The sequence below is a fragment of the Anaeromicropila populeti genome, assembly GCF_900112775.1.
In the GTDB taxonomy this organism is placed as follows: Bacteria; Bacillota; Clostridia; order Lachnospirales; family Lachnospiraceae; genus Anaeromicropila_A; species Anaeromicropila_A populeti.
Genome location: NZ_FOYZ01000008.1, coordinates 43,009 through 60,975, shown reverse-complemented (window position 1 = coordinate 60,975; position 17,967 = coordinate 43,009). Strand labels below are relative to the sequence as shown.

Here is a 17,967-nt window from a genome sequence, read left to right as displayed (position 1 = left end):
AGTATCTGTACCAGTCTTTTTCTTTTATATCAGAATTTCTATTACACCAGTACAAATTTCATAAAACAGAGAAAGGCAACATATGAATAGAAAAATAGAAATACTTGCACCAGCAGGTTCATTTGAAGGAATGGCTGCGGCAATCAAGGGAGGCTGCGATGCGGTCTATATTGGCGGGCAGCAGTTTGGAGCCAGAGCATATGCAGACAATTTGAATCAGGAGCAGATGCTTCGGGCCATAGAATATGCACATTTGCATGATAAAAAGATTTATTTAACCGTAAATACGCTGATTAAGAATAACGAGATAGAACAATTATATGAATATATATTACCTTTCTATATGCATGGTCTGGATGCGGTAATTGTACAAGATTTAGGAGTCATGTCTTATCTTCATAAAGCATTTCCTAACTTAGATTTACATGCGTCTACTCAGATGACACTTACCATGGCACAGGGCGCAAATCTACTTAAGCCAAAAGGGGTGACACGAATTGTGACAGCAAGGGAACTTTCATTTGATGAAATCAGGGAAATGAGAGAAAACACGGATTTAGAAATTGAGTCCTTTGTACATGGGGCTCTTTGCTATTCTTTTTCAGGACAATGTCTTATGAGCAGTATTATAGGAGGACGTAGTGGGAACAGAGGCCGCTGTGCCCAGCCATGCCGTATGGAATATTCCATGGAAAAGGTGGGAGGCAAGCAGGTAAAAGACGGGAAGGGGTATTTACTGAGTCCTAAGGATATGTGTACTATATTAGAGATTCCACAACTAGTGGAGTGTGGAATTGATTCCTTTAAAATAGAGGGGCGAATGAAAAAACCAGAATATGCAGCTTTGACATCAGCATTGTACCGGAAGTATGTGGACTTATATTTGGAATCTGGTAAAGAGGGATATGTGAAATATCTGGAAAAAAATAAGCTGATGCAGAAGCAGGATATTGGTAAGCTTATGGACTTATATAATCGTGGGAGTTTTTCATCAGGATACTATGTGAACTATAATGGAAAGCAACAGATGTCGATGAAACGGCCTAATCATAATGGAGTATTGGTAGGACAGGTTGCCAGGGTTTTAAAAAACCGTGCAGAAATAAATCTGTCAGAAGACATAAATGCTCAAGATATTCTGGAAATTCGTAATCAAAGGGGAGAAGCGGTTTATGAATTTACAGTAAAAAATGATGTGGAACAGAAAAAAATGTATCAGACTAATTTCACCCACGGACTTAAGATTAACCAAAAGGATCAAGTATATCGGACGAGAAACCAGAAGCTTTTAGAAGAAATTCAAAAACAAATAATGAATAAAGATTGTAAAAATATGGCAATGGGGTATTTGAAAGCTAGGGCTGGAGAAAAAATTATGTTAGCCCTGGAGTACCAGAATGTAAGAGTGGAAGTATATGGTGAGCAATTAGAAGCAGCATTAAGTCAGCCAATTATAACAGAAAAAGTAAGAAAACAATTGTATAAAAATACTGAGACAGAGTTTGCTCTTGGAGAATTAATAATTGAATCTAGTGAAGACTGGTTTATGCCGATTGGAAAATTAAATGAATTGCGAAGAGAAGCATTCTCTCAATTACAAAACCGAGTATTACAGTTGCAGAATCGGGAAAGGGTAAGTGGGCTGTTACCATTAAAGGCTGCAAAAACAACGACAATGGGCAGAGCGTTAGGCGGTATTTGCGTCAGCGTAATGTCCTTTGAACAGCTACAGACAGCTTGCACAATGGATAACGTAACAGGAATATATGTTTTGTTTTCTCTGGCAGAACAATCGGGTGTTTTTGATTATATCCGGCAAAATAAAGGAACTAAGGAGATTTTCATTATTTTGCCAACTATTTTCAGGAGGAAAACTTATCATAAATACGGGCAAGCTGGCAGCTGGATACAAGATTATTTGAAAAGTCCAGATATTTGTGGATTTGTAGTAAAAAATTTGGAGGAAATTGAATTTTTACAAAGAAATGGACTGTATGTTGAGAAAAAACCGATTATTTTAGATTATAATATGTATGTAATGAATGAGGAAACTAAAAAATATTGGAAAGAATATGAAATAGAAAGATTTACTGCTTCTTGTGAATTGAATTATAATGAGTTAAAACAATTAAATATAGAGGGGTTTGACTTAATCGTGTATGGATACACGCCAATTATGACATCACAGCAGTGCGTAGTAAACAACACAATTGGATGTAATAATAATTCAGATTTTTTTGATTTTAGAGATGGTATTCATCACAGCTTTTTTGGTAAAAATTTTTGCAGTGTATGTTATAATGTAATATACAATGGAAAACCACTTCATCTCCTGGAACATTTAGAGGAAGTGAAGGAACTGGGAGTCAAAAATATCAGACTGGATTTTACCAGAGAGTCTAGTGATGAAATGAAGAAAATAATTGAGGCGTATAGCAGAGGTTTTGCGGGTGAAAAGGAACAAAAAATAGTGTTAGATGATTTTACAAAAGGTCATTGGAAACGTGGAATAGAGTAGGTGAGTAATTTGGAAAATGTTATGGTAGAACTGTCAAAGTATATAGTTATTACTCTAATGACTATATACACTTTCTTTGGATTTTTTGTATTTCAAAAGAAAGAAAGAAAGGGGCAGGAAAAAATATATTGGATACAGCGGATTCTGATTTTCTCCATTCATTTTATATTTAGTTTTTTGCTTTATATGGATACGAAGAGTATGAAAGTGATAGGATTTTACAGTTATCAGGTAGTGTTTTTGGTTTTGACCATTATTTTGTACCAATTTGTATACCGCAATTTGTCAAAGCTTGTATTGAATCATATGCTGATGCTGTTATCGATAAGCTTTATTATGCTGACAAGGTTAAATTTTGATTTAGCAAAAAAGCAATTCTACATTGCAACGGCATCTATGGTAATTTGCCTATTTATTCCGTTTGTAATTGAAAAATTCAAGATGCTTTCAAGGCTTGGAATAGCATATGGAATAACTGGTATAGGTATATTAATTCTAGTGCTGGTGTTTGGTAAAACAATATATGGTGCTACAAACTGGCTTGAACTGTTTGGGATTATGATTCAGCCTTCCGAATTTGTAAAAATTCTTTTTGTGTTTTTTGCAGCCTCAATGCTGTCAAAGTGCAGCAGGTTCAGGCAGATTGTGTTTATAACAATACTGGCAGCTTTACATGTCCTGATTCTTGTGTTGGAAAAAGATTTGGGGGCAGCATTAATTTTTTTTGTCACCTATATTTTTATGCTTTATATAGCAACCTCCAATGCGGTTTATTTGTTTTCAGGTCTGATAAGTGGAGTAATCGCTGCGGTTACCGCATATCAATTGTTTGATCATGTAAAAATCCGCGTACAGGCATGGAGTGATCCATGGAGTGATATTGCGTCGGGAGGCTATCAGATTGCCCAGTCCTTATTTGCAATTGGGACAGGAGGATGGTTCGGTATGGGTCTTGGAAAAGGGCTTCCTAATAGTATTCCGGTAGTAGAAAGTGATTTCATATTTTCCGCAGTGTCAGAAGAGATGGGAGGTATTTTTGCCTTATGCATTATTTTAATCTATATGAGCTGCTTTTTAACATTTTTGATTATTTCCATGAAAATGAAAAATATGTTTTACAAATTAACAGCACTGGGTTTTAGTGTTTTATATATTTTTCAGGTGTTTTTATCAATCGGTGGAGTGACAAAGTTAATTCCTTCTACAGGTGTTACGCTGCCAATGATGAGCTATGGAGGAAGTTCTATTGCAAGTATGATGCTTATATTCAGCATTTTACAGGGTTTATATATTTTGAATCAGAATGAGGATGAAAAAGTTGGAAAAAGGAAAAAAATTATTACATCAGGGCAAAGAACAAGAGATTCCAAAGCCCAAGGAAATTAAAAAAAAGAAAAATCAGGATATTATAAAAATTGCCTATGTATTTGTAGGGTTATTTGTTCTGTTAATTGGAAATTTTGTTTATTTTATGATGGCAGACAGTAGTGAAGTAATTAATAATACCTATAATACAAGACAGGATTTGTTGGCAGAGAGAATTATCAGGGGAAACATTTACGGAAATGATTACGAGGTACTGGCAGAGACGGTAACCAATAAAGATGGAACGGAATCCAGAAGATATCCGTATGATAGTTTGTTTGTACACATTGTGGGTCAGTTTTCACAAGGAAAGACAGGAATTGAGCTGTCAGAAAATTTTCCATTGCTGACTTCAAACACCAATGCCTTTTCCCAGTTTTTAGAGGATATAGCTGGAGATAAGATAGCAGGAGATAATGTAGTTACAACATTAGATGTTTCATTGCAGCAGATTGCAGCAGATGCTCTTGGTGACAGGAAAGGAGCGGTAGTTGTTTTGGAACCAGACACAGGAAAAATACTGGCAATGGTTTCAAAACCTGATTATAATCCTAATACAGTGTCTGAAAAATGGGAAGAATTAAAGGAAGACGTACAAAATGAATCTGCTTTAATGAATCGTGCAGCCCAGGGACTTTATCCACCAGGCTCAACTTTTAAATTAGTAACAGCATTGGAATACATGCGGGAATATGGAGATTATAGTAAATATGAATATAATTGTGAGGGATTGGATGATTTTTCAGGTATAAAAATCCGCTGCTACAATGAAAAACATCATGGCATGGTTGATTTGAAGCTTTCACTGGCAAAGTCCTGCAATACTTCTTTTGCTAATATTGGAAGTAAGCTGGATTTGAAATCTTTTCGCAATACCTGTAACAGCTTACTGTTTAACACTAAACTTCCAACATCAATTGTAACAAACAGAAGTCATTTTGTTTTAGATGAACATTCAGATGAGGAGGAGGTTCCCCAGACAGCAATTGGACAGGGGAAAACCCAGATTACACCACTTCACAATGCAATGATAGTTGCTGCCATTGCCAATGGAGGGAATCTTATGAGGCCATATGTAGTAGATCGAGTTGAAACTTCAAAAAAGAAGATTGTGAAAAAGAATGTTCCTTCCATATACGGTGCATTAATGACAGCAGAAGAAGCACAGGTGTTAACAGAATATATGCAGGCCGTAGTAGAAGAGGGAACAGCTGCCGAATTGAAAAATTCAAAATATACAGCAGCTGGAAAAACAGGGTCAGCTGAATACAATTCCAGCAAGTCGTCCCATGCATGGTTTGTTGGCTTTGCACCGGCAGAAGATCCAAAGATTGTTGTTTCTGTCATTGTGGAAGGTGCAGGGACAGGAAGTCAGTACGCAGTTCCCATTGCAAAGCAATTATTTGAACAGTACTTAACTTAATTATTTTTGAAATATTATTGAAAAGTTATTATAAAAGATGTATACTAACTACAGTTAGACACACCAAATATTGTGATTTTATCGCATAAGTACAGGGGGCATTGCAATGGTTGAAGCAACGAGCTGTGGCGGTGTGGTTATTTTCAGAGGAAAGATATTGCTACTGTATAAGAATTATAAAAATAAGTATGAAGGGTGGGTTTTGCCAAAAGGAACTGTAGAAGCAGGAGAAGAATTTAAGGAAACGGCATTAAGAGAAGTAAAAGAAGAAACAGGTGTTTCGGCTTCTATTATTAAGTATATTGGTAAAAGTCAATATACCTTCAATACCCCAATTGATACAGTAACGAAGGACGTTCACTGGTATTTAATGATGGCAGATAGTTATTATAGCAAACCACAACGTGAAGAATTTTTTATGGACTCAGGATATTATAAATTTCATGAAGCATATCATTTATTGAAGTTTTCTAATGAGAAGCAGATACTTGAGAAAGCATATAATGAGTATATATACTTGAAAAAAAGTAATTTTTGGGGTAGTAAAAAATATTTCTAATTTGGAACGTAGTTAAGGTATGTCAAAAAAGAACTGTATGGCAATAGAAAGTTATTGTTATACAGTTCTTTTATAATAGGGTAGATATTGCTCTGCATCTCCTAATTTAAAAATTAGTAATGATTAATTGACTTTGTTGATTAAAGAAGGTTTTATAACCTAATTGTACAAATATAATTACAGTTAATGTAACACTGCCTAGTATTCCAAGCATAATTGCTATTTGATATTCTATCGCTGTTACGGGTGAGGTGCCGGAAAGTATTTGTCCTGTCATCATACCAGGGAGGAATACAATCCCCATTCCAACCATTGAATTGATGGTTGGTAGTATTGCCGAATCAAATGCTGTATCCACAATCTGTTTAGAAGCCATTTTGGGTGTAGCGCCAAGCATTAAAGCTCCTTCAACTAAATTAATCTGATTTTTCATGCCATCAACTAATCGATTGACGCCCAAAGAAACACCTGTCATAGAATTTCCAATAAGCATACCAGCAATAGGAATAAAATAGCGTGGGTTATACCAAGGGGAAATGCTTACAACTACAAGCAAAAAGTAAAATATACAGGAAATAGTGCCGGCCATCATGGACAGAGCAATAATCAATTTTAAATTATAGGAAAGTTTTGCTTTTGCTCTCTTTATAATATTGTAAACAGAAAAGAATTCCATTCCAAATAATACAATAATAGTTAAAAAGGGAGATGGGCGGTTGAAAAGGTATACCAGCAGGTATCCTGCAAGTATTAGCTGTAAAGTCATCCGAACTGATGCTAGTAATATTTCTTTATCTCTAGGGATTTTTTTTAGTTTCACAATAAGTATTAGGATAATAACAAAAATATAGGCTGCAATTATTTGCCCTAATTCTAAAATAATAACATGATTCATTTTTATCTTATATCTCCTTAATATCTATGACTTTTCCTTGAGAAATTTCTATTATATATTCAGAGTAAGTCTCTGCTACCTTTTTTGAATGAGTAACCATAATTAATGTTTTGTTCTTTTTTTTAGTTAAATCAACTAGTTTTTCAATAATAATACGTTCTGTTTCTTCATCTAAAGCAGAAGACGGTTCATCTAATAAAAAGACATCTGGATCAAGCAGAATAACTCTTGCTAAGGCAAGCCTTTGCTTTTCTCCGCCAGAAAGCTGATTACAATCATCATCCAAGACCTTATTCAAATGAACGAGTTTTAAAATTTGATATAGTTTTGTATCATCAACAAAAGGCTTTTCAACAAATTTAAGACCAATTAAAAGATTTTCTTTTATAGTTCCAGGGTAGATTACTGGAAGTTGTGGCAGCATAACAACATTTCTTCTCAATTCTACAGAATTAATCATATTTACATGTACATTGTTGAATAAAATATCTCCACTATCGCAGCTTATTAGCTTATTTAGAAGTCGTAAAAGCGTTGACTTTCCGCTCCCACTTTGTCCAACGATACATGTGATTTTATGCTCTTTGATAGTAAGCTCCTGAATGTTCAGGATGTGTCTATATTTAACATTATTAAGAGAAAACATAAATGATATCTCCTTTTAATTCTTAATTTAACTGAAGTATTATTATTACTCAAAAAGAGATAGAATATTAGTGATTTTATTTTTGGTTTATTACGAAGAAAAAGCTCTTTACATATTATGCGGTTAAAAATGGTAAAGTATAGCGTGATAAAAACAAAAATAAATGTTACAATATAGGTAGAATATAGAAAAGGAGCGATGCCTGTGTTAGAACAGATTGAATTAGGAAAGAGGCTCGAAAAAGAAGAATTTAAAAGTATGATGGATACGTTAACTGTTAAGCTTGGTGAGTTGCAGAGAAAATTAAGAAATTATAATATTCCTGTAGCAATTCTTTTTGAAGGCTGGGAAGCATCTGGTAAGGGTACTCTAATTAATCATTTAATTCATCCCCTTGATCCTCGTGGATTCAAAGTTTTTACAATGGAAGAAAAAACAGAAGAAGAAAAGTGGCATTCGTTTTTTTGGGCATTCTGGAACCAGATTCCTGCAAAGGGACGGATTCATATCTATGATCATAGCTGGTATCACCGTATGATAAGCGAGAAAATATATAAGCACCCAGAAGATATGGAAGCGATGCTGGATGAATTTAATTTATTCGAGAAGCAGCTTACAGATGACGGAGTGGTATTAATTAAATTTTTCCTGCATATTTCAAAGAAGGAACAGGAAAGCCGGTTTGAAAAGCTGGAAAAATCAGAGGATACAAGTTGGAGAGTGAATAAAGAGGATTGGAAGGAAAATAAGAAATATCACGATTATCTGGAAGTATTAGATCGTGTGTTAATCCAAACTGACACACCCAATGCTCCATGGTATGTGATTGAAGCAACAGATAAAAAATATGCTATTGCAAAAATGTTCCATACAGTAATAAAACAAATGTCAAAAGCCCTTGATTTAGCAGAGCATAAAACAGAAAAGCAAAAGGAGCAGGTGGAAAACCAAGATAAACCAGAGAATTTTTTTGAGAATAAATTTAAACCTGGAGTTTTGAAAGGAATTGATTTATCTGTAACTATGGAAAAGGAGAAGTATAAGGAAAAGCTTGAAAAATTACAGGATAGGCTGAGAATTCTCCATAACAGAATGTATCGTGAGAGAGTGCCGGTTATTATTGCATTAGAAGGCTGGGATGCAGCTGGTAAAGGTGGTGCGATTAAGAGAATAACAGAAAATATTGATCCTAGAGGGTATGAAGTAATCCCTATTTCTGCACCTAACGATTTAGAACGGCAATATCATTATTTGTGGCGCTTTTGGACAAAATTTCCTAAAGCAGGCCATTTGGAAATTTTTGATAGAACCTGGTATGGAAGAGTATTGGTAGAACGAGTAGAAGGATTTGCCACCAGAGAACAGTGGAGCAGAGCATATAATGAGATAAACCAGATGGAAGAAAATCTGGTGCAGGATGGATATATTATTTTAAAATTCTGGCTTCATATAAGTAAGGAAGAGCAGGAAAAGAGATTTCACGAGAGAGAGAACATAGTGGAAAAACAGTGGAAAATTACAGAGGAGGACTGGCGGAACAGGAGCAAATGGGAGCAATATGAAGAGGCAGTGGATGAAATGATAGTAAAAACTTCAACCAGTAAAGCACCATGGGTGATTGTAGAGGCAGATTCCAAGCTGTATGCAAGAATTAAAATACTAGAAACTATAGTAGAAACGTTGGAAAACATATTAAAATAGCAAAGAAAAATGTGCTGTAGAGGATAAATTCTATAGCACATTTTTAATTAAAAATAGATTACACTGTTTCTGGCTCATCGTATGTTTCGCCAAAGGTTTCAACTGTTACAGATTTCATTTTTTGTTCCTGGAGCGGACGATCAGAATAATCTGTTTTACATTCAGCTATTTGATTCACAACGTCCATACCCTCGGTTACTTTACCAAATGCAGCATATTGGCCGTCTAGATGAGGTGCATTTTTGTGCATAATAAAAAATTGCGATCCAGCCGAGTTGGGCATTTGTGAACGTGCCATGGAAAGTACGCCTTCTGTGTGCTGTAAGGTGTTATTGAAACCATTGCTGGAAAACTCCCCTTTAATTGAATAGCCAGGACCACCCATACCTGTTCCGTTTGGACAGCCGCCCTGAATCATAAAATTCTGAATGACTCTATGAAAGATTAGTCCATCATAATATTTTTTGTTAATTAAGCTTATAAAATTATTTACTGTGATTGGAGCAATATCAGGATATAATTCAGCCTTAATTATTTCTCCAGATTCCATTTCAAATGTTACAATTGGATTTTGCATGATAGGAACATCCCTTCTTTAATAAATTTGTCATTGTATTAGTTTACTGGATTTTATTTCATTTGTAAAGGGACAAAACATAAAATCCATTTTAGTTAAGAATAGAAAAAATAAGAATGGTCATACTGAGAATACGAAATAAGTCTGGAGGTGTTATAATGGCAAAAGCAGGAATGAGGCGTCCTGATCCAAAAGAGCCACATGGAACAGAAAGCAATAAGAAAATGCATACAAATAAAAACGAACAGCCACCTGTTCCAGAAATTCAGGGAAAAGCAAAGTATGGACATGAAAAAGCGGGTACAGTAAATGCGCCTAACTGGGCAAGAGACGATTATAAAAGCAGTATTGATAAATAGTATCAAAGAAGATTGTTAAGAATAGTTATCATTAAAACCATTGCATCAGAAAATAATATATGCTATCTTGTAGATGGTTAGCAGAAACTAACTAGAAATGAGGTGAAACGATGCCAACGGAACATGTAATGACATACTTATCAAACACTACAGAGCTAAATAGAGTACAGTTTCAGATTGCATTACAAAGTGCACCTTTACTAAAAGGCATTCGAGAAGCCTGTATTTGTACAATACCAGATAAGTGTTCAGAGGAAGTAATAAATTTATTAGAAGACACAGGAATTTCCTATCGTTGTATCTACCACAAAAGAGAAAAATGTACTTTGTATTTATATCGGGAAGAGTTGCTGGAACGGCATTTAGAACGTGCAGATATTCAGGAAATATTAATTGTATATGGATATAAAGGACTTCTGATGGAAGATATGATTGAACAATTGTCTGGCCGGCTGCACAGATATTATATGAAAGAAAATGATTTTCCCCATGAAATCGGTGCTTTTCTAGGGTATCCAGGGGAAGATATAAAAGGATTTATTGAAAACGGGGGAAAAAATTGTATTCTGACAGGCTACTGGAAGGTTTATCAAAACCTGAAGCGGGCAAAAGAAATTTTTGAAGCATTTGACAGAGCTAAAGAAGAGGTAGTTGATGAATTGTTAAATGGTAAGAGCATAAGGGAAATTGCATGCGCATAGAAGAAATAGAAGGAGGAAATAAGGATGAGTAAAGTAAATATTGTTTTTTGGAGTGGTACAGGTAATACGGAGCAGATGGCAAAGTATATTGCACAGGGAGTAGAGAAAGCAGGCCAGACTGCAAATGTAGTGGATGTAAGTGAGATTGATCCAAAGGATTTAGCGGGGGATAAAGCATTTGCTTTGGGATGTCCATCCATGGGAGCAGAACAGCTGGAGGAAAGTGTCATGGAACCTTTTGTGGAAGAACTGGAAGGAATAGTATCTGGAAAGAGTATTGCATTATTCGGTTCATATGGCTGGGGAAACTGTGAATGGATGCGTGACTGGGAAGAAAGAATGCAAAATGCAGGTGCTGTTATTGTAGGCGGAGAAGGTATTACCGTTTTAGGAGAGCCTGATGATGAAACAAAGGAAAGATGTATAGACATAGGAAAGACGCTTGCTTCATTCAATGTCTGACAAAAATAAGGTGTAGCTGTTACTTGGTATTTAGCAGCTACACCTTTATACTTGTTATATTAGTTATTTTGAAGAAAATCTTTTACATCTAATAGAGAATCAAATTTTTGAGAAAGCAGCTGAAGAATTTCATGGGAAGGCTGAATTAAATCAGGTACCATTATAACCTTCATGCCAGCGGAGTGAGCAGATTTAATTCCATTAGGGGAATCTTCAATGGCAAATGCCTTATTAGGAGCGACTTTCAATTTATCACAAGCCATCTGATATATTTCTGGATTAGGCTTACTATGAACAACCATATCACCACAAACAATAACTTGAAAATAACTCTTAATTTCAGCACGGACTAGATGGCTTAACACACTTTTTTCAGTAGAAGAAGATGCTAATGCAATGTTATAATTTTCTTTTTTTAAATAAGCTAACAACTCATAGACTCCCTTTTTCACAGGCAGCCCTTCTGACTCAATTCTTTCTGCCATAAGAAGACGCAGATTCTTCTGAAATTCCTCATAAGGAAAATCCTGACCATAGAGTTTTAAAAATAGTTCTTGTGTATCTCTGTGATTCAGTCCTATACTGGATTTTAACGCAGTTTCAATTTCACTAAGCTGCATTTGTTCTGCCGCCTGATAAGAACATTCCATAAACAGTTTTTCTGTGTCAAACAGAACACCGTCCATATCAAATACTATAGTATTAATCAAGTAAGGTCCCTCCCAATAGTAACTTTATGGTACTATCATATCATAAAATATATTGATGTTCCATAAAAAAACATATATAATGACAAGGTCAGTGCAAGGAGGAAGATAATGGGTAATTCTAAAATTTTAAACAAGAAAATTGTAATTACTTTTATACTTGTGATAGTTATTATTTTAACGGAATCAATGAGAATGGATACTGGAAAGGTTGTTCTGGCAGCTGAAAAAAATTTGGGGGCTGGTCACGGTATTATATGGCCAGAGCATGTGTTTGCCCCATACGTAGATATGGCAGCCTGGGTTACCCAAAAAGGCTATTCCAACAACGGTTCCTTGAATTTGAAGAGAGTTTCCCAGGATACAGGTGTAAAATTTTTTCATCTGGGGTTTATCCAGGCAAGCTCCCATATTATAAAAAATAAGAAAATACAATGGGGGTGGGGCGGCTATCAGGCTTTATCAGAAAAAGGGAAATGGGACCCCCAGTATTTAGGATTAAAGCGTTCTATTAAAGAATTAAGGTCAATGGGCGGAGATGTCTGTGTATCCTTTGGTGGTGGGAAAGGAATCGCCTTTTGGCAGGTCACCAGTAATGTGGCAGTTTTAGCAAATACATATCGAGAGATTATATCAGTGTATGGGCTTACACGAATTGACTTTGATATTGAAGGTGCCGCTCAAAACAGGGCAAAGAATGCTGCAAATGCAAAGGCACTGAAAATAGTACAGGATGAAACTGGTGTTGAGGTAATTCTGACACTACCCGTTTCAGAGGATGGATTGGATTATCAGCAACTACTGGTGCTAGAGGCATATTTAGAAAGTGGAGTAGAGATTGAAATACTAAATTTAATGACAATGTGCTATGGGAGAGGCAGTTTATCACCAGGTGTCAGCTATGGGACTGCTTCGGTAAAGGCAATTGATGCAGCTACAGAACAGCTGAAAAAATATTATCGACAGTACTTAGGAATTTCATTGAGTGAGGACCAAGCCTTTTCCAAAATTGGGACAACAACTAATATTGGATTTTCGTCCTATCAGCATCCTGTTTTTACAAAGAAATGGGCCAGGCTTGTAGTAAATCATGCAGACAAAAAACAGCTGGGAATGGTTTCTTTCTGGGAAATAAATAAAGATGCTATGCTGGTGAATAATCTAGGTATTCATGCAAAATATGAATTTACAAAAATATACAAAGGCTTTGGCGGTAGGAAACTACTTCCTGCTGAAAGTGGTGAATAACAATTAAAGTGCTGTTTTACTTGACTTTTGCCATAGCTTGTTTTATAATTAGTGCGATTTCAGGGGAGTCAGAAGAGTCTGACTGAGATTAGGACCAAATGAATGTCTTTGACCCTTATACCTGATCTGGGTAATTCCAGCGTAGGGAGTATAAATAAACTGATAGAGCAGAAAACATATCTGTTTAAATAACAACCCTTCTGGATCACCAGAAGGGTTTTCATATACCTGTGAATCAGTGTGCTGTAGGACAATAGGAATAGACAAAAAGGAGAGGACTATTATGAACGCAAGTGTGGCAATTCAAACGTTACCAGAAGCAAAGAATGATGAGGAACTAATTCGTATAGTAGATGAGGTGATTGCTTATATTAAGAGTACAGGATTACATTATTATGTAGGCCCCTTTGAGACGGCAATTGAAGGGGATTACGATGAATTAATGGACATTGTAAAGGAATGCCAGCATATTGCTATTCGTGCAGGTGCACCTTCTGTCGCTGCTTATATAAAGGTCACTTATAAACCAGAAGGAGATGTGCTGACCATTGAAAAAAAAGTTACAAAGCATCACCAATAAAATAGCAGCTCCTATGACAATTGCAGGAATTCTGGTTATATGGGAACTGATTTCCTGTTTTCACGTTGTTCCAACCTATATGCTGCCATCTCCTGTTCAGGTAATACATGCATTTATAAGCGACTTCTCCTTACTGATGTTTCATGCAAAGGTTACTTTAGTGGAGGCCTTTCTGGGGCTGCTGTGTGGAGTACTGATTGGCTTTGTTCTTGCTGTGATGATGGATCAGTTTGAATTTATTTATAAAGCTGTATATCCTGTTTTGGTAATAACCCAGACGGTACCAACAGTAGCAATTGCACCACTTTTAGTATTGTGGCTGGGATATGGTATTGCACCCAAGGTTGTACTAATTGTGATTGTGACATTTTTCCCGGTGGCAATTGGCTTGCTAGAAGGATTTCGTTCTGCGGATAGAGATGCAGTTCATCTTCTTCAATCTATGGGAGCAACAAGGATTCAGATATTTAAACATATAAAAATAAAAAGTTCCTTAAGCCAGTTTTTTGCCAGTCTGCGTATTGCTGTTTCCTATTCAGTAGTAGGAGCTGTAATTGCAGAATGGCTGGGTGGTTTTTCTGGATTGGGAGTTTATATGACACGGGTAAAAAAATCATATGCCTTTGACAAGATGTTTGCAGTTATTTTTTTAATCTCGGCAATCAGTCTGGTTCTTATGTATAGTGTAGACGTTTTGCGTAAATGCTGTACACCATGGGAAAACAGAAGGGCAATAAGAAAATAAAAGGATAGAAAGGAACACAGTTGTGTTAGTTGTGGAACAAGAATGAAAAAAGCAGGCAGCAAAATAATAGCAGGAGCTATGGTGGCAGTAATGTGCGTTATCTTGGTGGGATGTGGAAAGAACCAATCAAATGAAAAGACGGAGTCTGGCACACCAATGAAAAAAATTACATTTGTACTGGACTGGACACCAAATACAAATCATACAGGAATTTATGTGGCACAGGAAAAGGGGTATTTTGAAGAAGCAGGTATCCAGATTGAAATCGTTCAGCCACCAGACGATGGAGCAGAAGCGTTGGTTGCAAGCGGAAAAGCACAGTTTGGTGTTTCATTTCAGGACTATTTAGCCCCAGCTTTAACAGGAGAGAATAAACTGCCTGTAATTGCAGTAGCCGCCCTTATCCAGCATAATACATCAGGTATTGTAAGCCGTAAAGGAGAAGGAATGGATACACCAAAAGGGTTGGAAGGTAAAAAATATGCTACCTGGGATTTGGATGTAGAAAAGGCTGTTTTGAAAAATGTAGTGGAAGCAGATGGTGGAGATTTTAGCAAAGTAAACCTAATTCCAAGTACGGTAACGGATGAAGTAAGTGCTTTAAAAACCAAGTCAGTGGATGCAATCTGGATTTATTACGCATGGGCAGGAATTGCCACTGAAGTAAAAGACCTGGATACAGATTATTTTGCCTTTCGAGATATCAATCCAGTGTTTGACTACTATACACCTGTTCTCATTGCCAATACGGAATATCTAGAGGAGAATGAAGAAATGGCGAAAGCATTTCTTGATGCAGTGAAAAAGGGATACGAGGATGCAATTGCAGATCCAGAAGGTGCAGCGGAAATTTTATTAAAAGCAGCGCCAGAACTGGATCGGGACATTACGGTAAGAAGTCAGAAATGGCTGGCAGATCAATATAAAGCAGAGGTGGAAAGGTGGGGCTATATAGACAGCACAAGATGGAATACTTTTTACAATTGGCTCAATGATAATAATTTGGTGGAAAATAAAATACCTGAAAATACAGGTTTTACAAATGACTATTTACCAGAATAGGATGCAGATATGGCAGAATTACGAGTTGAAAATATAAACAAATTTTTTCAGGATAAACAGGTGCTGGAAAATGTATCACTCTCGCTCCACAATCGGGAACTGGTTTCTCTTTTAGGAGCAAGTGGAGGAGGCAAAAGCACTTTATTTAATATTATTTCTGGTCTGATGTGTCCTGATTCTGGTGAGGTTTCTCTTGATGGAAATACTATTACAGGAGAAACTGGGCATGTCAGCTATATGCTTCAAAAGGATTTACTGTTTCCCTTTAAAACAATCGAAGATAATGTGGCTCTTCCATTGGTCATAAAGGGAATGAAGAAAAGGGAAGCAAGAAAAGTAGCAGGTCCATATTTTCAGGAGTTTGGTTTAGAAAATACGGAAAAAAAGTACCCACATGAACTTTCAGGCGGTATGAAGCAACGGGCAGCTTTGCTCAGAACGTATCTGTTTTCCAGTAAGGTTGCTTTGCTGGATGAGCCGTTTAGTGCACTGGATACGATAACTAAAAGTGCTATGCATAAATGGTATCTGGGGATTATGGAAAAAATTCAGTTATCTACCTTATTTATTACCCATGACATAGACGAAGCGATTTATTTGTCAGACAGGATTTACCTGCTGACAGGTAATCCAGGACATATTACGGAAGAGATTATTATCACAGAAAAAAAGCCTCGCGGAGAAGAGTTTTTGTTATCCGAAAGTTTTATTCATTATAAGAGAAAAATCATAGAAAATTTAGAAAAAAAGTTGCAGTAGCAACTTTTTTCGATTTTTAATAAAATGATAACACAATATGTAGAAAAAGTTAACATGTTAATCATAACAGAGGGTTTTTTACTAAGATTCGTTTATAATTAGTCATAGAAGTAAACGAAAAATTAAAGTTATACCTACTTCCTGATTTTGTGTGCGAAGGGAGGATCAAGGAAAGTAAAGGGGAATAAAAAAGATATTTTTAATTTAAGGAGGATAATATGAAAATAGGGATGAAATTAAAAAAGGGTACTGCACTTGCAGTAGGATGCGGTTTAATCATTGGTTCTATTTCTGGTTTAGGAAGTGTGAATCAGGTAAAAGCAGCAAGTAAAGATTATGGTACAGCATTAAAGTATGCTATTACTTTTTATGATGCTAATAAATGTGGACCAGATGCTGGTGAAAATAATGCGTTTAGCTGGCGTGGAGCTTGCCACGTAAATGATGGCGCAGATGTAGGGCTTGATTTAACGGGTGGTTATCACGATTGTGGTGATCATGTAAAGTTTGGAATTACACAGGCTTATGCAGCATCTGTACTTGGCTGGAGTTTTTATGAATACAAGGCTGGATTTGATCAGGCTGGAGCTACTGAGAAAACAATGCAGACTTTGAAACATTTTACTGATTATTTATTAAAATGTCATCCAAATGCAAATACTTTTTATTATCAGGTAGGAGATGGATATCAGGATCATTCTTACTGGGGAGCACCAGAAGCACAAGGTAATCGTTCCACGATTTATAAAGTGGATGCAAGTAACCCAGGTTCTGATGTGTGTGGCGGTTCTTCAGCAGCATTAAGTATTATGTATTTAAATTATAAGGATATTGATTCAACTTATGCAAATAAATGTCTTGCAGCAGCAAAGACACTTTACACATTAGGAAAGTCCAACCTTGGTACAAGTCAAGGACAAAGTTTCTATTCTTCCAGCAGTTATAAAGATGACTTGGCATGGGCTGCAACATGGTTATATCAAATAACTGGTACAGCAAGTTATCTTACAGATGCTGAAAATTATTTAAAAACAAGTACAGGCGTTGTTACTGACGAGTGGACAATGTGCTGGGATGATATGTTTACACCAGCTACAATCCAAATGTATAAATTAACTAAAAATGCAGTATATTTAAATGCATTAAAGAAAAATGTTGACTATTGGAACAACAGTTTAGCTACAACAGCTGGTGGTTTGAAATATCTTAACAGCTGGGGTACTCTTAGATATTCATCAGCAGAAGCAATGGTTGCTATGCAGTACTATGGAATAACAAAGGATTCTGCTGCTAAAAACTTAGCAGTGTCACAGATTAATTATATTTTAGGAGATAATCCTATGAACATGTCTTATATGATTGGATATGGAAGTAAATACCCACTTTATCCACATCATAGAGCGGCAAATGGATATACATATGAGAATAGTGGTAACTTAAAACCTGCTAAAAATTTATTGTTAGGCGGATTAGTAGGTGGACCAAACAGTAACGATCAATATAGTGATAATGGTGCAGCATATGAGTATACGGAAGTTGGTATCGATTATAATGCAGGCCTTGTTGGAGCATTAGCTGGTATTTTGGTAGATGGTCAGAGTACAGTACCAACACCAACACCAGTGGTAACACCAACGCCAGTGGTAACACCAACACCAGT

18 protein-coding genes and 1 riboswitch are annotated in these 17,967 nt (G+C 36.1%); of the genes, 14 read left to right on the top strand and 4 right to left on the bottom strand.

What is annotated here, in order from left to right; translation table 11 throughout:
- Positions 1-82 precede the first annotated feature (82 nt).
- The 4 genes from BM305_RS11020 to BM305_RS11005 all read left to right on the top strand — a co-directional run bounded on the left by BM305_RS11020 (position 83) and on the right by BM305_RS11005 (position 5,865).
- Positions 83-2,518, top strand: a complete 2,436-nt coding sequence (locus tag BM305_RS11020) for a U32 family peptidase (protein WP_092560762.1) — start codon at positions 83-85, stop codon at positions 2,516-2,518.
- Positions 2,519-3,904 (top strand): FtsW/RodA/SpoVE family cell cycle protein, encoded by a 1,386-nt coding sequence (locus BM305_RS11015; RefSeq protein ID WP_242940517.1) that lies wholly within the window; start codon positions 2,519-2,521, stop codon positions 3,902-3,904.
- Positions 3,828-5,306: a peptidoglycan D,D-transpeptidase FtsI family protein gene (locus BM305_RS11010; protein ID WP_092560760.1), complete on the top strand. Its 1,479-nt coding sequence runs from the start codon at positions 3,828-3,830 to the stop codon at positions 5,304-5,306. The genes BM305_RS11015 and BM305_RS11010 overlap by 77 nt, the downstream gene beginning before the upstream one ends.
- Before the next feature lie 106 nt (positions 5,307-5,412).
- Complete coding sequence (locus BM305_RS11005; RefSeq protein WP_092560758.1) at positions 5,413-5,865, top strand: NUDIX hydrolase; 453 nt, start codon at positions 5,413-5,415, stop codon at positions 5,863-5,865.
- A gap of 106 nt (positions 5,866-5,971) precedes the next feature.
- Here the strand turns inward: BM305_RS11005 and BM305_RS11000 are convergent, their stop codons facing one another.
- A complete protein-coding gene (locus BM305_RS11000; protein ID WP_092560756.1) occupies positions 5,972-6,760 on the bottom strand; it encodes an ABC transporter permease in 789 nt (262 codons plus the stop codon).
- A 7-nt stretch (positions 6,761-6,767) separates the two neighbouring features.
- The gene (locus BM305_RS10995; protein ID WP_092560754.1) at positions 6,768-7,406 is read right to left on the bottom strand and encodes an ABC transporter ATP-binding protein; all 639 of its coding nucleotides are present in this window, start codon (positions 7,404-7,406) and stop codon (positions 6,768-6,770) included.
- Between the two features lie 204 nt (positions 7,407-7,610).
- Between BM305_RS10995 and pap the strand changes: the two genes are divergently transcribed.
- On the top strand, positions 7,611-9,107 hold the full coding sequence (gene pap, locus BM305_RS10990) for a polyphosphate:AMP phosphotransferase (protein WP_092560752.1): 1,497 nt from the start codon (positions 7,611-7,613) through the stop codon (positions 9,105-9,107).
- A gap of 58 nt (positions 9,108-9,165) precedes the next feature.
- Here the strand turns inward: pap and BM305_RS10985 are convergent, their stop codons facing one another.
- Positions 9,166-9,684 carry a peptidylprolyl isomerase gene (locus tag BM305_RS10985; protein WP_092560750.1) on the bottom strand — a complete coding sequence of 173 codons (519 nt, stop codon included), beginning with the start codon at positions 9,682-9,684 and terminating at the stop codon, positions 9,166-9,168.
- Between the two features lie 158 nt (positions 9,685-9,842).
- Between BM305_RS10985 and BM305_RS10980 the strand changes: the two genes are divergently transcribed.
- From BM305_RS10980 to BM305_RS10970, 3 genes are all read left to right on the top strand, one after another.
- On the top strand, positions 9,843-10,043 hold the full coding sequence (locus tag BM305_RS10980) for a hypothetical protein (RefSeq protein WP_092560748.1): 201 nt from the start codon (positions 9,843-9,845) through the stop codon (positions 10,041-10,043).
- Positions 10,044-10,153: 110 nt separating this feature from the next.
- Positions 10,154-10,744, top strand: coding sequence for a DUF3793 family protein (locus tag BM305_RS10975; RefSeq protein ID WP_092560746.1), 591 nt, complete (start codon positions 10,154-10,156; stop codon positions 10,742-10,744).
- A 24-nt stretch (positions 10,745-10,768) separates the two neighbouring features.
- Positions 10,769-11,206, top strand: coding sequence for a flavodoxin (locus tag BM305_RS10970; RefSeq protein ID WP_092560744.1), 438 nt, complete (start codon positions 10,769-10,771; stop codon positions 11,204-11,206).
- Positions 11,207-11,265: 59 nt separating this feature from the next.
- Here BM305_RS10970 and BM305_RS10965 read toward each other — a convergent pair whose 3' ends face one another.
- Positions 11,266-11,916, bottom strand: a complete 651-nt coding sequence (locus tag BM305_RS10965; RefSeq protein ID WP_092560742.1) for an HAD family hydrolase — start codon at positions 11,914-11,916, stop codon at positions 11,266-11,268.
- A 108-nt stretch (positions 11,917-12,024) separates the two neighbouring features.
- On the opposite strand from BM305_RS10965, the gene BM305_RS10960 reads away from it, so the two are divergent.
- The 6 genes from BM305_RS10960 to BM305_RS10935 all read left to right on the top strand — a co-directional run.
- A complete protein-coding gene (locus BM305_RS10960) occupies positions 12,025-13,161 on the top strand; it encodes a glycoside hydrolase family 18 protein (RefSeq protein ID WP_092560740.1) in 1,137 nt (378 codons plus the stop codon).
- Positions 13,162-13,212: 51 nt separating this feature from the next.
- Positions 13,213-13,326, top strand: a riboswitch (TPP riboswitch).
- A 118-nt stretch (positions 13,327-13,444) separates the two neighbouring features.
- Positions 13,445-13,741, top strand: coding sequence for a thiamine-binding protein (locus BM305_RS10955; protein ID WP_092560738.1), 297 nt, complete (start codon positions 13,445-13,447; stop codon positions 13,739-13,741).
- Positions 13,710-14,486, top strand: a complete 777-nt coding sequence (locus tag BM305_RS10950; protein WP_092560736.1) for an ABC transporter permease — start codon at positions 13,710-13,712, stop codon at positions 14,484-14,486. Before BM305_RS10955 ends, BM305_RS10950 begins: the two co-directional genes overlap by 32 nt.
- A gap of 42 nt (positions 14,487-14,528) precedes the next feature.
- Positions 14,529-15,548 (top strand): ABC transporter substrate-binding protein, encoded by a 1,020-nt coding sequence (locus BM305_RS10945; RefSeq protein WP_092560735.1) that lies wholly within the window; start codon positions 14,529-14,531, stop codon positions 15,546-15,548.
- A 9-nt stretch (positions 15,549-15,557) separates the two neighbouring features.
- On the top strand, positions 15,558-16,307 hold the full coding sequence (locus tag BM305_RS10940) for an ABC transporter ATP-binding protein (RefSeq protein ID WP_092560734.1): 750 nt from the start codon (positions 15,558-15,560) through the stop codon (positions 16,305-16,307).
- A gap of 218 nt (positions 16,308-16,525) precedes the next feature.
- On the top strand, positions 16,526-17,967 hold a 1,442-nt coding region (locus BM305_RS10935), incomplete at its 3' end, for a glycoside hydrolase family 9 protein (RefSeq protein ID WP_242940515.1).

Excerpts from the sequence above, each read along its gene's own strand:
- BM305_RS10980 (WP_092560748.1), top strand. The coding sequence starts at position 9,843 with ATGGCAAAAGCAGGAATGAGGCGTCCTGATCCAAAAGAGCCACATGGA.
- BM305_RS11010 (WP_092560760.1), top strand. The coding sequence starts at position 3,828 with ATGAAAAAGTTGGAAAAAGGAAAAAAATTATTACATCAGGGCAAAGAA.
- BM305_RS10945 (WP_092560735.1), top strand. The coding sequence starts at position 14,529 with ATGAAAAAAGCAGGCAGCAAAATAATAGCAGGAGCTATGGTGGCAGTA.
- BM305_RS11000 (WP_092560756.1), bottom strand. The coding sequence starts at position 6,760 with ATGAATCATGTTATTATTTTAGAATTAGGGCAAATAATTGCAGCCTAT.
- BM305_RS11005 (WP_092560758.1), top strand. The coding sequence starts at position 5,413 with ATGGTTGAAGCAACGAGCTGTGGCGGTGTGGTTATTTTCAGAGGAAAG.
- BM305_RS11020 (WP_092560762.1), top strand. The coding sequence starts at position 83 with ATGAATAGAAAAATAGAAATACTTGCACCAGCAGGTTCATTTGAAGGA.
- BM305_RS10940 (WP_092560734.1), top strand. The coding sequence starts at position 15,558 with ATGGCAGAATTACGAGTTGAAAATATAAACAAATTTTTTCAGGATAAA.
- BM305_RS10960 (WP_092560740.1), top strand. The coding sequence starts at position 12,025 with ATGGGTAATTCTAAAATTTTAAACAAGAAAATTGTAATTACTTTTATA.
- BM305_RS10955 (WP_092560738.1), top strand. The coding sequence starts at position 13,445 with ATGAACGCAAGTGTGGCAATTCAAACGTTACCAGAAGCAAAGAATGAT.
- BM305_RS10995 (WP_092560754.1), bottom strand. The coding sequence starts at position 7,406 with ATGTTTTCTCTTAATAATGTTAAATATAGACACATCCTGAACATTCAG.
- BM305_RS10970 (WP_092560744.1), top strand. The coding sequence starts at position 10,769 with ATGAGTAAAGTAAATATTGTTTTTTGGAGTGGTACAGGTAATACGGAG.
- BM305_RS10985 (WP_092560750.1), bottom strand. The coding sequence starts at position 9,684 with ATGCAAAATCCAATTGTAACATTTGAAATGGAATCTGGAGAAATAATT.
- BM305_RS10975 (WP_092560746.1), top strand. The coding sequence starts at position 10,154 with ATGCCAACGGAACATGTAATGACATACTTATCAAACACTACAGAGCTA.